Origin of the sequence: Skermanella stibiiresistens SB22, assembly GCF_000576635.1 — a bacterium.
In the GTDB taxonomy this organism is placed as follows: Bacteria; Pseudomonadota; Alphaproteobacteria; order Azospirillales; family Azospirillaceae; genus Skermanella; species Skermanella stibiiresistens.
In genome coordinates, this window is record NZ_AVFL01000010.1 from 113,697 (window position 1) to 126,787 (window position 13,091).

The 13,091-nt window shown below is 65.9% G+C and carries 11 protein-coding genes; 7 read left to right on the forward strand and 4 right to left on the reverse strand.

All coding sequences use genetic code 11. The features are described 5' to 3' along the window. Positions 1-4 precede the first annotated feature (4 nt). Both N825_RS36545 and N825_RS40790 read left to right on the forward strand, forming a co-directional pair. Positions 5-1,249: a sensor histidine kinase gene (locus N825_RS36545; protein WP_051512406.1), complete on the forward strand. Its 1,245-nt coding sequence runs from the start codon at positions 5-7 to the stop codon at positions 1,247-1,249. 453 nt (positions 1,250-1,702) lie between these two features. Further along, entirely contained in the window at positions 1,703-1,834 is a 132-nt protein-coding gene (locus N825_RS40790) for a hypothetical protein (RefSeq protein ID WP_281174364.1), read from the forward strand. A 30-nt stretch (positions 1,835-1,864) separates the two neighbouring features. Here the strand turns inward: N825_RS40790 and N825_RS15305 are convergent, their stop codons facing one another. The 3 genes from N825_RS15305 to N825_RS15315 form a co-directional block, all read right to left on the reverse strand. Continuing rightward, the gene (locus N825_RS15305) at positions 1,865-4,099 is read right to left on the reverse strand and encodes a xanthine dehydrogenase family protein molybdopterin-binding subunit (RefSeq protein ID WP_051512407.1); all 2,235 of its coding nucleotides are present in this window, start codon (positions 4,097-4,099) and stop codon (positions 1,865-1,867) included. A gap of 3 nt (positions 4,100-4,102) precedes the next feature. Beyond that, the gene (locus N825_RS15310) at positions 4,103-4,564 is read right to left on the reverse strand and encodes a (2Fe-2S)-binding protein (protein ID WP_037453408.1); all 462 of its coding nucleotides are present in this window, start codon (positions 4,562-4,564) and stop codon (positions 4,103-4,105) included. Positions 4,565-4,742: 178 nt separating this feature from the next. Further along, positions 4,743-6,062, reverse strand: coding sequence for a YihY family inner membrane protein (locus N825_RS15315; RefSeq protein ID WP_051512408.1), 1,320 nt, complete (start codon positions 6,060-6,062; stop codon positions 4,743-4,745). A gap of 125 nt (positions 6,063-6,187) precedes the next feature. On the opposite strand from N825_RS15315, the gene fabI reads away from it, so the two are divergent. The 3 genes from fabI (at position 6,188) to N825_RS15330 (ending at position 9,879) form a co-directional block, all read left to right on the forward strand. Continuing rightward, positions 6,188-7,036 (forward strand): enoyl-ACP reductase FabI, encoded by an 849-nt coding sequence (gene fabI / locus N825_RS15320; protein ID WP_037453714.1) that lies wholly within the window; start codon positions 6,188-6,190, stop codon positions 7,034-7,036. 4 nt (positions 7,037-7,040) lie between these two features. Beyond that, complete coding sequence (gene aroC / locus N825_RS15325) at positions 7,041-8,117, forward strand: chorismate synthase (RefSeq protein WP_037453410.1); 1,077 nt, start codon at positions 7,041-7,043, stop codon at positions 8,115-8,117. Between the two features lie 163 nt (positions 8,118-8,280). Next, on the forward strand, positions 8,281-9,879 hold the full coding sequence (locus N825_RS15330; RefSeq protein ID WP_198038341.1) for an ATP-binding response regulator: 1,599 nt from the start codon (positions 8,281-8,283) through the stop codon (positions 9,877-9,879). On the opposite strand, the gene N825_RS15335 is transcribed toward N825_RS15330, so the two are convergent. Then, on the reverse strand, positions 9,826-10,464 hold the full coding sequence (locus tag N825_RS15335) for an exopolysaccharide biosynthesis protein (protein WP_051512410.1): 639 nt from the start codon (positions 10,462-10,464) through the stop codon (positions 9,826-9,828). The two genes, N825_RS15330 and N825_RS15335, sit on opposite strands and share 54 nt — an antisense overlap. Positions 10,465-10,702: 238 nt before the next feature. Here N825_RS15335 and N825_RS15340 point away from each other — a divergent pair, with 238 nt between their 5' ends. Together N825_RS15340 and sppA are read left to right on the forward strand one after the other, a co-directional pair. Further along, positions 10,703-11,275 carry a peroxidase-related enzyme gene (locus N825_RS15340; protein ID WP_037453413.1) on the forward strand — a complete coding sequence of 191 codons (573 nt, stop codon included), beginning with the start codon at positions 10,703-10,705 and terminating at the stop codon, positions 11,273-11,275. Positions 11,276-11,318: 43 nt separating this feature from the next. Continuing rightward, the gene (gene sppA / locus N825_RS15345) at positions 11,319-13,088 is read left to right on the forward strand and encodes a signal peptide peptidase SppA (RefSeq protein ID WP_245613129.1); all 1,770 of its coding nucleotides are present in this window, start codon (positions 11,319-11,321) and stop codon (positions 13,086-13,088) included. Positions 13,089-13,091 lie beyond the last annotated feature (3 nt).

Genomic DNA, 13,091 nt, shown 5'->3' on the forward strand with positions numbered 1-13,091 from the left:
CTTCATGTCAATTCCCGCGGGTCTTTCCGATCTGATTGTCCATAACAGCGACTTCGGTTTGCTGGTGATCGACCGGTACGAGCGGGTGGTCGTCTGGAACCGGTGGCTCGCCGTACATTCCGGCATCGCCGAGACGACGGCGCTCGGCGCCCGGCTGACGGATCTGTGGCCGGAGGTCTCCGGCACGCGCGCCCACGGCGCCATCCGCGACGCGTTGCACCACGGCCGGGCGGGTTTCATATCCCACGCCTTCAACCCGATGCCATTCCCCCTGCGCGGCTTGGCCGGCGACCGTTTTGGAGACCCGATCGACCAGCTCTGCCTGGTCAGGGCCCTCGATTCGGACGACGGCACCCGGCGCTGCCTGATCCAGATCGAGAACATTTCCAGCGCGGTCCGGCGCGAGAAGCATCTGCGCGGCCAGATCCGCGAACTCCAGGAGACCAAGACGCGGCTGGAAACGCAGGGTCGCGACCTTGAGGAGATGGCCCGGCGCCTGCGCACCGCCCGCGACGACGCCCAGCGGGCCAACCGCGCCAAATCCGAATTCCTGGCCAATATGAGCCACGAGCTGCGCACTCCGCTGAACGCGATCATCGGCTTCTCGGAGATGCTGGAGTCCGGCTATGGCGGCTCGCTCAGCGAGCGGCAGGCCAGCTACACCAAGGACATCCACGACAGCGGCCAGCACCTGCTCCAGATCATCAACAACGTGCTGGACATGTCGAAGGTCGAGGCCGGGCAGTACCAGCTGTTCGAGACCGCCGTCGATATCCGCGACGTGACCCGTACCGCCCTGTCCATCGTCGGCGGTCAGGCCGCGGATCGCGGGCTGATCGTGGAAACCCTTCTGGCCGACGACCTCCCCCTGGTCATGGCCGACGAGCGGACGCTCCGCCAGATCCTGCTGAACCTGCTATCCAACGCGGTCAAGTTCACCAATTCAGGCGGCGTGATCACCATCTCCGGCGGAATCGATCCCGCAGGCGACATCGCGATCCATGTCCGCGACACCGGAATCGGCATCCCGGAAGAGGCGATCGGGCTGGTGATGGAACCGTTCCAGCAAGCCAATGGCAGCTTCAGCCGCGAGTACGACGGCACCGGCCTGGGTTTGACGATCAGCAAGAACTTCGTCGAACTACACGGCGGAACCCTGACCATCGCCAGCGAGGTCGATGTCGGCACGACCGTGACGGTCCTGCTGCCGAAATCCCGGGTGCTGGATGAAACCAGCGCGGGTTTGTAAAAGTATTTTCTTAATAAAACCATCGATTGGGCGTAGGTCGGCTAAAGCGAAGCGGCAGCCGACACCAACTCGCCTGCTTGTCGGGTGCCGCTTCGCTCTACCCGACCTACGAACCCACGAGATTTCAAGTTTCACGACCTACCGATCGCCACCGGATGGCGATACGTCAACTATCACCAAACCTTTCGAGCCCCCGCCGCCACGAACTTGACCATCCGAGAGGGCGGAAATGCGGTTTCACTTGTTAGTGGTGGATACGCAATTCCAGTGGAGGCCGATCATGATTCCCCCGCAGCCACTCCCGCCAGACAGGGCGCCGCTGCCCAACGAGGATTTGCCCAATCCAGGGCCGCCCGATGTGCCTCCAGCACCGTCGCCGGAACCGGATCTCCCCACGGAGCGGCCAGTCCCGACGATGACAACCAACCTTTCGAACTCCGGAGCGATTTGACCATGGCGGAAAAGCAAGTGAACTCGGTCGACGCGAAGCAGGCGACGAAGGAGGGGGTTGGACGCTATGTCCTCTCCATCTCCTTCGTGCTCGCCGCTGTCGCGCTGGTGATCGCGTTCTTCGTCGTCACCTGAGCGCCGCCACCCACCAGCGGCGGCGCGTGATCACACGTTCATGTCGCGGGTGAACGGCAGGTTCCGAATGCGCCGGCCGGTCGCGGCGAACACCGCGTTGGCGACCGCCGGCCCGATCGGGGGAACACCCGGTTCGCCAACGCCGGTGGGTGCCGCGTTGGACTGGACGATGTGGACCTCGACGGCGGGCATCTCCTCGATGCGCAGGACGCGGTAGTCGTGGAAGTTGGATTGCTCCACCTTCCCCTTGTCCAGCGTCACCTCGCCATACATCACACCCCCTAGGCCAAAGCCAATGCCGCCTTCCATCTGTGCCCGGATGACATCCGGGTTGATGGCGACGCCGCAATCGACCGCGCAAACGACCCGGTCGACCTTGACCGATCCGTCCGGTCGCATGGTGACCTCGGCGACCTGCGCCACGAAGGTCGAGAATGATTCATGCACCGCGACGCCACGCGCCTTGCCTTCCGCCAGCGGCTTGCCCCAGCCAGCCTTCTCCGCCGCCAGGTTGAGCACCGCCAAGTGGCGCGGATGATGGGTCAGCATCGCCCGGCGGAACTCGACCGGATCCTTGCCGGCGGCATGGGCCAGCTCGTCGACGAAGACCTCGGTCGAATAGGCCGTGTGCGTGCTGCCGACCGCCCGCCACCATAGGACCGGCACGCCAACTTTCGTCGTGTGCAGATCGACCAGCATGTTCGGGATGTCGTAGGGCAGGTTCGAAGCCCCCTCGACCGAGGTTCCGTCGACGCCATCCTTGACCATGACGGCCTCGAACGGTGTCCCGTCGACGATCGACTGGCCGACGATCCGGTGTTGCCAAGCCACCGGCTTGCCCGACGCGTCCAGACCCGCCGTCAGGGTGTGGTGATACATCGGCCGATACCGGCCACCCTGGATGTCGTCCTCCCGGGTCCAGACCAGCTTGACCGGCGTCCCCTTGTCCAGCGCCTTGGCGATGTGGACCGCCTCGACAATGTAGTCGGAGACGATGTTGGCACGGCGGCCGAAGCTGCCGCCCGCCATCAGCGTGTTGATCCTGACCTGATCCGGCTTCAAGCCGGCCGCGGCCGCGGCGTTGCCTTGATCGATCGTCTGGAACTGGTCGCCCGCCCAGATCTCGCAGCCGGTCTGGTCCAGCCTGACGACGCAGTCCAGCGGCTCCATGGGAGCGTGCGCCAGATAGGGGAACTCGAACGATGCCGTCACCGTCTTGGCGGCACCCGCCAGGGCCTTGGCGACATCGCCGTCCTTGCGGGCGGGCAGGCCCGGCTTTTCGGCCAGCGCCTTGTATTCCGCCAGCAACTCGGCCGAGCCGCGGGTCTCCGCCTTGGATCGGTCCCACTCGACCGCCAGCGCCTCGCGGCCCTTCTTGGCGGCCCAGAAGTTGGTCGCGACCACCGCGACGCCAGAGGGAACCTGTACGACCTTGACCACACCCGGAACCGCCAGCGCCGCCTTGTCGTCCACCGCCTTCACCGTTCCGCCGAACACCGGCGGCCGGGCGATCACGGCGGTCACCATGCCGGGCAACACGACGTCGAGCGCGAACTGCGCCGTGCCGTTGGTCTTAGACTTGCCATCCACCCGCGGCACCGACGTGCCGATCAGGGTGAACTTCGACGGATCCTTGACCGTCACCGTGGACGCCACCGAAGCCGGCATCGCCGCCGCCTTGGCCGCCAGATCGCCGAAGGTGGCGGATTTACCGGACGCCGCGTGCGACACGACCCCCTTCTCCACCGTGATGCCACCGCGATCGACATTCCAGTCCACGGCGGCCGCGTCCACCAGCAGGGCCCGGGCGGTGGCACCCGCCATCCTCAGCTGATCATAGGAATTGGCGATCGACGAGCTGCCACCGGTGCCCTGGACCGGGCCGAACGCCGTATTGTTGTAGCGCGCCGCGTCCGCCGGAGCCCCCTCGACGCGGATCTGCGACCAGTCGGCGTCCAGCTCCTCCGCGACGATGGTGGCGAGGCCGGTATAAACGCCCTGCCCCATCTCCAAATGCTTGGACAGCACCGTGACCGTGTTGTCCGTACCGACCCGGATAAAGGCGTTGGGCACGAAACCGCCCGCGCTGTCGGTGCCGGTGCCAGCCGCCGCCAGGGCAACCTTCGGCATCCCGGCGTTCCAGTGGAAGCCGATCGTCAGTCCGGCGGCGACCGCGGCGCCACCCTGGAGGAAGCGGCGCCGGCTCGGCTTCGTCTCGACACCGAAATCGTTCGCCTCGAAACCCTTCGCGAAATCCTTGAGCATCGCTCAGCCCTCCATCATGTCGGAAGCGGAATGGATCGCCGCGCGGATGCGGACATAGGTGGCGCATCGACAAATGTTGCCGCTCATCGCCGCGTTGATGTCCTCGTCATTGGGCTTGGGCGTCTGCTCCAGCAAGGCGACCGCGGACATGATCTGACCCGACTGGCAATAGCCGCATTGCGGTACCTGGATGTTCTCCCACGCCGCCTGCACCGCGGTCGCGGCCTTGCCGGAAAGACCCTCGATCGTGGTGACCGACTGGCCCTCGACATCGCCCACCGCCATGGAGCACGACCGCGTCGGCTGGCCCTCCACATGCATCGTGCAGGCGCCGCATTGGGCCATGCCGCAGCCGAACTTGGTTCCGGTCAATCCGGCGAACTCCCGGACCGCCCATAGCAGCGGCATTTCCGGGTCGACCTCCAAGGTGACCGGCTTGCCATTCAGCTTAAACGAAACCGCCATCACACTCTCCCTGAACCATACCCTGTATTGGTCTCGAGCCGTACCCCTCGCAGAGCGGGAGTGATCCGGCAGTGAGCGCCGTCACTGCATCATGGCCGCATTTCGACTATCAGGGGGCGATATCGGGACGATTTATTGCATGATCCAGCCTTATTCCCCGCACCAGCCCGCTGCCGCGCTATTCCCCGGCCCGGCGCCGGCCGTAGTCGAGGAAGCTGGCGGTATCGTGCGGCGGGCACAGCAGATCCTTGATGGAGATGCACAGCAGGTCCTTCTCGGACTCGTCGGCGGCCTCCAGCAGCTTGGCGCACCGCTCCTGCCAGGGCGCGTCCAGGGCTCCCACCCCCCGCACGGTGCCGCGCAGGCCGATGCCCAGCCCCTTCAGCAGATCGTGCAGCGTGGAGGAGCTGAGATCGCGGGTCGTCACCCAGGCACCTTGGCTCGTCCGGGCGACCCAGTGGCTCTGGCGCAATTGCTCCAGCATGCCGTCGATCACGGCGCCGCCCACGGGCACCCGACCGATCAGGGTGTGTCGCCGCATGCCCACGCCCAGGTGGCTGGCCCGCAGCAGTTCCGCCAGCACGGCCAGGGCCACCGCGACGCGCTGGGCCGGCAACAGTCCCTCCGGTCCGATCTTGGTGATCTTGCCAGCCCGCCACTCCGGCAGCGCGGCCGCGATCTGCGCGCCGACCAGCACGGTGGACCACGCGATGTACAGCCACAGCAGGAAGATCGGGATGGTCGACAACGCGCCATAGATCGTCCGGTACGCCGGGAACTGGGTGATGTACCAGCCGAACAGCCCCTTGGACAATTCCAGCACGATCGCGGCGACCAACGCCCCCAGGACGGCGTCCTGCCAGCGGACGGCGCGGTTGGGGATCAGCAGGTAGATCAGGGTGAAGCCGATCCACTCGAACATGCCGGGCAGCATCAGACGCCACGTCCGCAGGAACTGGTCCTCGGTGTTCAGCCGGAACGTCGCCAGCAGGTAGCTGGAGAACGACAGGCTGGCGCCGAACAGCAGCGGCGTCAGGGTCAGGATGGTCCAGAACGCCAGCAGGCGGGTCACCAGCGAGCGCGGCTCGGACACCCGCCAGATCGCGCTGAAGGAACCCTCGATCGTCCAAAACAGCATGACCGAGGTGACCGCCAATCCCACGATGCCGAAGGCGGTCAGCTGCCCGGCGTTGCCCGCGAACTGGGTGATCGTCTCCTGGATGGCGTCGCCGACCTCCGGCACCATGTTGTGCAGGATCAGCGCCTGCGCCTGCTGCTGAAGCATCTCGTAGGCGGGGAACGCGCGGAAGATCGCGAACCCGATCGTCATCAGCGGCACCACCGCCAGCAGCGAGGTGTATGTCAGCGCCGCCGAGGTGGTCAGACAGTCGTCCTCGAAGTACCGCTTGAACAGGTACTGGACGAAGCTCGCGAAGTCGCGCAGGCGCCGCGGCAGCCCCTTGACCCGTTCGGACTGGCGGTTCAGCCGGAACTCCATCACGCGCTCCCCCGACGCGGCGCCGGTCTCGTCCCAACACCGGTCATCCCGCCTTTGACCGCCCTTATCTTTCGTGTACGATGCGGCCCGTTTTCAAGCGCCGACAGCACATCAACGAGGCCTCGATGTCTACATCCTCCCAACTCATGGCCGGCAAGCGTGGCCTGGTCATGGGCGTGGCCAACGAACGGTCGATCGCCTGGGGTATCGCCAGCGCGCTCGCCGCGCACGGCGCCGAACTCGCGTTCACCTACCAGGGCGACGCCCTCGGCAAGCGGGTCAAGCCGCTGGCGGAATCGGTCAAATCCCCGATCGTGGTGCCCTGCGACGTCACCGACGAAGCGAGCCTCGACGCCACCTTCAAGGCCATTCAGGACCAGTGGGGCAAGCTCGACTTTCTGGTACATGCGATCGCCTTCTCGGATAAGAACGAACTGGACGGCAAGTATCTCAACACTTCGCGCGGCAACTTCGCGCGGACCATGGATATTTCCTGTTATTCGTTCACCGCCTGTTGCCAGCGTGCCGCTCCGTTGATGACCGACGGCGGCAGCATCGTCACCCTGTCGTACTATGGCGCCGAGCGGGTCATGCCCCATTACAACGTCATGGGCGTCGCCAAGGCGGCACTCGAGGCGAGCGTACGGTACCTCGCAGTCGATCTAGGCGGCGACAACATCCGTGTCAACGCGATCTCGGCCGGACCGATCAAGACGCTGGCCGCCAGCGGCATCGGCGACTTCCGCTATATCCTCAAGTGGAACGAGTTGAACGCGCCGCTTAAGCGGAACGTCACGATCTCCGAGGTCGGCGGCTCGGCGCTCTACCTGTTGAGCGATCTGGGCAGCGGTGTCACCGGCGAGGTCCACCACGTCGACGCCGGCTATCACACCGTCGGCATGGTCGCGGTCGATTCGGCGGCCGAGACGGCGCAACTCCTGCAAGGGTTGACCGGTAGCGCGGCGAAGGGCTGAGGTCATGGCGGGCAACAGCTTCGGCACGGCATTCCGGTTCACCACCTGGGGCGAGAGCCACGGGATCGCCATTGGCGCCGTCGTGGACGGCGTGCCGCCGCGGCTGCCGCTGACCGAGGAGGACATCCAGCGCTACCTGGACCGGCGGAAGCCCGGCCAGTCGCGCTTCACCACCCAGAGGCGCGAGCCGGACACGGTTCGCATCCTATCCGGCGTGTTCGAGGGCCTGACCACCGGAACGCCCGTCTCGCTGATGATCGAGAACCAGGACCAGCGGTCCAAGGACTATGGCGACATCGCGCGCAAGTTCCGGCCCGGCCACGCCGATTACACGTACCAGGAAAAATACGGTATCCGCGACTACCGCGGCGGCGGCAGGTCATCCGCGCGGGAGACCGCTTCCAGGGTCGCCGCTGGCGCCATCGCCCGCAAGGTCCTCGGCGACGGCGTGACCATCCGGGGCGCCTTGGTCCAGGTCGGCCCCCACGCGATCGACCGGAACCGGTGGGACTGGTCCCAGACCGACGCCAACCCGTTCTTCTGCCCCGACGCCGAGACGGCGGCACGGTGGGAGACCTACCTTGACGAGGTGCGCAAGAGTGGCTCCAGCGTCGGCGCGGTGATCGAGGTGGTGGCGTCGGGCGTTCCCGTGGGCTGGGGCGACCCGCTCTACGACAAGCTCGACAGCGATCTGGCGCGCGCCATGATGACGATCAACGCGGTCAAGGGCGTCGAGATCGGTGACGGCTTCGCGGCGGCCGAACTGTCGGGCGAGGGTAACGCCGACGAGATGCGGATCAATCCGGATGGTTCTGTTAGATTTCTATCCAACCACGCGGGAGGCATCCTGGGTGGCATTTCGACCGGACAGGACATCGTGGTGCGCTTCGCGGTCAAGCCGACCAGTTCGATCCTGACGCCGCGCCAGACCGTCGACATCGACGGCAACGAAACCGAGATCCTGACCAAGGGGCGCCACGACCCCTGCGTCGGTATCCGGGCGGTGCCGGTCGGCGAGGCGATGATGGCCTGCGTTCTGGCCGACCACATGATGCGTCATCGCGCGCAGTGCGGCGGATGAGGTGACCAGCAACCTCTGATGTAGTATATTCAAATTCAGGTTGGGCCGAATCAAGTCAGCATGCGTTTCTCTCCGACACTGATGCGAACGGTTCAGAATGACCATGGGCGAAGGGCCTGCCGAAGCGGAGGAAAAGACCGGGACGGCCTCCTCCCGGGACGGAATGGATGACGTCAACCTCAGCCATTTCCTGCGGGCCTTCTTCGATCAGGTCCCGGCGATCCTTTACATCAAGGACGCCGATGGCCGCTACGTTAAGATCAATCCCCATTGCGAGCGCACTTTCGGCATCAGCGACGCCGACGCGCGTGGCCGCACCGACGCGGATTTCTTTCCACCGGAACTGGCCGATCATTTCCGTTCCAACGACCTGATGGTCCTGGAAACGGGCCAGACCCTCACCTTCGACGAGACCGCCATCGTCAACGGCGAGACCAAGGACTTCCTGGCCCGCAAGTTCCGCGTCCGGGACGAGCGGAACGGCAAATATTACGTTTGCGGCATCTCGACCGAGGTGACGCGGCTCAAGCGGAGCGAGCAGGAACTCGCCGCCGCCAACGCAGAGGCCGAACGCGCCAGCCGCGCCAAATCACAGTTCCTGGCGGCCATCAGCCACGACATGCGCCAGCCGATCCAGGCCGCCTCGCTGTTCCTGGGCGTGCTGGAGGGCAGGATCGATGACTCCAAGGCGCGGGAGGTGCTGGACCGGGTGCGATCCTCGATCGACGCCGTCCATGGCATGCTGGGTGACTTGCTGGACCTGTCGCGGCTGGACGCCGAGTTGATCGAGCCGACGCGGAAGCCGGTCCCCATTGGCGCGATCCTGCAAAGCCTGCACGCCGAATTCGCCCCCCAAGCCGAGTTGAAGGGCCTGACGCTGCGCTGCGTTCCCTGCCATCACGACGTCGCCACCGATCCCGACCTGCTGAACCGCATCCTGCGCAACCTGCTCGCCAACGCGGTGGCCCATACCGCGTCCGGCCGCGTGCTGCTCGGCTGCCGGCGCCATGGCCAAGCGATCCGGGTCGAGGTGGTCGACACCGGTGCCGGCATCCCAATGGCGCAACGGCACAAGATCTTCGAGGAATTCTATCAAGTTGGCAATCCGGAGCGCGACCGCAGCCGGGGCTTCGGCCTCGGTCTCGCCATCGTCCGGCGGATCGCCGACATGCTCGGCCACCCGGTGGAACTGCGCTCGACGGAAGGCAAGGGCTCGACCTTCTCCATAACCATACCGCTGGCCGAACCACGTCCCAGCGTCGCCGAGACGCCGGCCGCTTCGATCGCGAACGGCGCCGGCACGGGCATGGACCAGCGCCACCAGATCCTTCTGGTGGAGGACGATCCAGCCGTCCTGGGAGCGATGTCCATGCTGTTGGAGGAGTGGGGTTTGCGGGTGATGAACGCCCAATCGCTGGACGAACTGGGAGCCGTCCTCGATGGAGTCGCCGGCTCCCCATCACTCATCATCGCCGACTATCGGCTGCCGGAAGGCGCCACCGGCGCCGACGCCGTGGCGCTGGCGCGGAAACGGATCGGCGGCGATCTTCCCGCCATCATCATGACCGGCGACACGGCACCCGAGCGCTTGCGGGAAGCCCGCGCCAATGGCAGCCACCTGTTGCACAAGCCGGTTCAAGCCGAGCAGTTGCGCCGCGTCGTCCAGGACATCCTCAACCAGGCGCGGCCCGCATCCGCGATTTCGGCCTCAAAGGCCGATGAATGGGAACAAGGCCTCTCCCGCTTGCACCACCCCGGCTAGAATGGCGGCGGACACGAAGACGGTCGCCACGCTCAAGCCGAAGCCAGCCAGCAGCATCATGCCATCCCGCTCCGCCAGCCCAAGCGAGATGACGCAGAGCGCTATGGCGGGGAACCAGCCAAGCAATGGGATGGGTGTCATCAACACGACGCACAGCGCCACACACAGCGTTCCGATCAGCCTCTCGCCGAACGCCGAGGTCATCCACAGCATGCGGGGACGCAGGAAACCTTCCAGCTTGCGCATCCTGGGGATCAACTTGTCCAGCATGCGCGCGGCCTGATCGCGCTTGACGCTCCCCTTCAGCAGGCCGCGCGGCAGCCAAACCGATTGCCGGCCCAGCATCAGCTGAACAGACAGGATCACCAGCGGCAGGTCGAAAACGATCGCCATGCCGATCGGCAGCGGCAGCAAGGTGGGCAACGCCATCGCCAGCATGAATCCGCCAAACGCCCGATGACTGAGGGCGTCGACCAGATCGGCCAAGGTCACGCGGTCCGGGGGCAAGTTCTCCCGGAACTCGCTGAGCAGATCGGTGATCCGGCGGCCATCGCCAATCACTTCGCCGTCGGCCAGGGCGGTCATTTGGGCACGACCACGGTACCGGTCGCGGGTTGGGCCAACGGTTGAGCCACGACTTGGAACGATAACATTTGGAACGGGGTGTCCGATGTCGTTTCTAAGGACGTACGAAACCGGCTGGGGTCGGTTCCAGCATTCGGCGACGGTTGGGGTTGCCAACCCAGCGCACACATAAGACTGTATCAGCAGCGTACAATAGACGGATCATCGAAGATCCGCCAGATCACAGGAGGACGCACACTTGCCACAGCCAAATCACGCGATGGCCCTGCCCGTACCCGACGCGGACACCCTGGACGACGACCTCAAGACGTATTTCGCCAAGTGCCAGGACAAGCTGGGCCTGGTGCCCAACGTGCTGCGCTCCTACGCCTCGCGACCGGAGAAGCTGCGTACGTTCATCAAGCTGTACAACGAACTGATGCTGGGAGACAGCGGTTTGTCCAAGCTGGAACGGGAGATGATCGCCGTCGTCGTCTCCTCCGCCAACCATTGCTATTACTGCCTCGCCGCCCACGGCCAAGCGGTCCGGAAACTCTCGGGCGATCCCCAACTGGGCGAGATGTTGGTGATGAATTACCGTGTCGCCCCGCTGCCGCCGCGCCAGCGCGCGATGCTCGACTTCGCCTGGAAGCTGACGGAAACACCACATCTGATGGGGGAATCGGACCGGCGGGCGCTGCGCGACGCCGGCTTCGGTGACGCCGACATCTTCGACATCGCCGATGTCGCCGGCTTCTACAACATGTCGAACCGGGTCGCTTCGGCGGTTGATATGATGCCCAACCCCGAGTACCACCAGATGGACAGATAGGCGAATGATGCGGTCGGGACGCGGCCGAGCGAAACCGGGAGTCATGATGTATCGCTTCTTCAGGGGGCTGTTCGCGCTGATCGGCCTGATCGTCGTCGTCGTGGCCGCCGGCGGCGGGTACCTGGCGTACAAGGCCTGGGACCGCGAGGAACCAGTCTCCGACACCATCGTCCTGAACCTGGATCTCGACCAGGACCTCGCCGAGTACGTGCCCGCCGACCCTTTGTCCGAGGCGCTGTTCGCGCGTACGGAAAGCCTGCGCGACGTGGTGGACGCGCTGGACCGGGCACGCATGGACCCCCGCGTCAAGGGCGTCGTCGCCCGACTCGGCGGCGACCAGATCGGTACGGGCAAGGCGCAGGAGATCAGGGCGGCGGTCGAGCGGTTCCGCGCCAGCGACCGTTTCGCCTTCGCCTTCTCGCACTCCTTCGGCGAGCTGGGGCCGGGCGACCGGTCGTACTACATGGCGAGCGGGTTCGAGCGGATCTGGCTGCAACCCGTCGGCCTGGTTGGACTCACCGGCGTCAGCGCCTCCGTTCCCTTCGCGCGCGGCGCGCTGGACGAGTTGAACATCACGCCCGAGCTGCGGCACCGGGAGGAATACAAGAGCTTCATGAACACCTTCACCGAGAAGGGATTCACGGAGCCCCACCGCGAGATGATGGAGGCCCTGATCGGTGACCTGGAGGGCCAACTGGTCAGCGGCATCGCCCAGGGACGGGGCATGGACCCGGCGGCGCTCCGCCAGTTGATCGATCGCGGACCTTTCCTGGATCGCGAGGCGGTCGCCGCAAAGCTGGTCGATCAGATCGGCTACTTCGACGAGGTCCGGAGCGCCGCGCTGGCGCGCGCCGGGGCCGGGGCGGAGTTGATCGACGGCGCCGATTACCTGCGCTCCGCCGGGCGCCCCCATGTCTCGGGGCCGACCATCGCGGTCATCTACGGCACCGGATCGATCCAGAGCGGCAAGACCGGGGTCGATCCGCTGTCCGGCGGCACGTCGATGGGGTCGGAGGACATGGTCGAGGCCTTCGACAAGGCCGCCGCCGATCCCCAGGTCCGCGCCATCCTGTTCCGGATCGACAGCGGCGGCGGCTCGGCCGTGGCCTCCGAGACGATCCGCCGATCCCTGGTCAAGGCGCGCGAGGCCGGCAAGCCGGTGATCGTGTCGATGGGCGAGGCCGCCGCGTCCGGCGGCTACTGGATCGCCATGAACGCCGACAGGATCGTCGCCCAACCCGGCACCCTCACCGGCTCGATCGGCGTCGTCGCCGGCAAGATGGTCACATCAGGGCTGTGGGACCGGTTTGGCATCGAATGGGGGGAAATCTCCAAGGGTGCCCACGCCTCCATGTGGTCGTCGCTCACGCCTTACTCGGATACCGAATCCCAGCGGCTCGACGCCATCCTGGACGACATCTACGGAGCCTTCGTCCGCAACGTCGCCGAGGCGCGCCGGCTGCCGGTCACGTCCGTCCGCGACATCGCCAAGGGCCGCGTCTGGACGGGAGCGCAGGCTAAGGCGCTGGGTCTGGTCGACGAGTTGGGCGACATGGACACGGCGCTGGGCTTCGCGCGGCAAGCCGCCGGCTTGGCCCAGGACGCCGCGGTGACCGTGGAGATCTTCCCCAAGCCGGATTCACCGTTCCGCCAAGTGGTCGATCTGGTCACTGGCGCGTCGGAAGCGCGGACGGCCGCCGCCACACAGGCGATGCTGGCCCGATTCCAGCCGCTGCTCCGGGAACTGGCTCCGCTGGTTCGCGATCCCGCCGCCGAAACCTTGACCATGCCGCCGACCGGCCTGACGCGCTGAACC

What these genes read in the sequence shown, in the direction of transcription:
- N825_RS36545 (WP_051512406.1), top strand. Translation starts at nt 5, where the DNA reads ATGTCAATTCCCGCGGGTCTTTCCGATCTGATTGTCCATAACAGCGAC.
- N825_RS40790 (WP_281174364.1), top strand. Translation starts at nt 1,703, where the DNA reads ATGGCGGAAAAGCAAGTGAACTCGGTCGACGCGAAGCAGGCGACGAAG.
- N825_RS15305 (WP_051512407.1), bottom strand. Translation starts at nt 4,099, where the DNA reads ATGCTCAAGGATTTCGCGAAGGGTTTCGAGGCGAACGATTTCGGTGTC.
- N825_RS15310 (WP_037453408.1), bottom strand. Translation starts at nt 4,564, where the DNA reads ATGGCGGTTTCGTTTAAGCTGAATGGCAAGCCGGTCACCTTGGAGGTC.
- N825_RS15315 (WP_051512408.1), bottom strand. Translation starts at nt 6,062, where the DNA reads ATGGAGTTCCGGCTGAACCGCCAGTCCGAACGGGTCAAGGGGCTGCCG.
- fabI (WP_037453714.1), top strand. Translation starts at nt 6,188, where the DNA reads ATGTCTACATCCTCCCAACTCATGGCCGGCAAGCGTGGCCTGGTCATG.
- aroC (WP_037453410.1), top strand. Translation starts at nt 7,041, where the DNA reads ATGGCGGGCAACAGCTTCGGCACGGCATTCCGGTTCACCACCTGGGGC.
- N825_RS15330 (WP_198038341.1), top strand. Translation starts at nt 8,281, where the DNA reads ATGGATGACGTCAACCTCAGCCATTTCCTGCGGGCCTTCTTCGATCAG.
- N825_RS15335 (WP_051512410.1), bottom strand. Translation starts at nt 10,464, where the DNA reads ATGACCGCCCTGGCCGACGGCGAAGTGATTGGCGATGGCCGCCGGATC.
- sppA (WP_245613129.1), top strand. Translation starts at nt 11,319, where the DNA reads ATGATGTATCGCTTCTTCAGGGGGCTGTTCGCGCTGATCGGCCTGATC.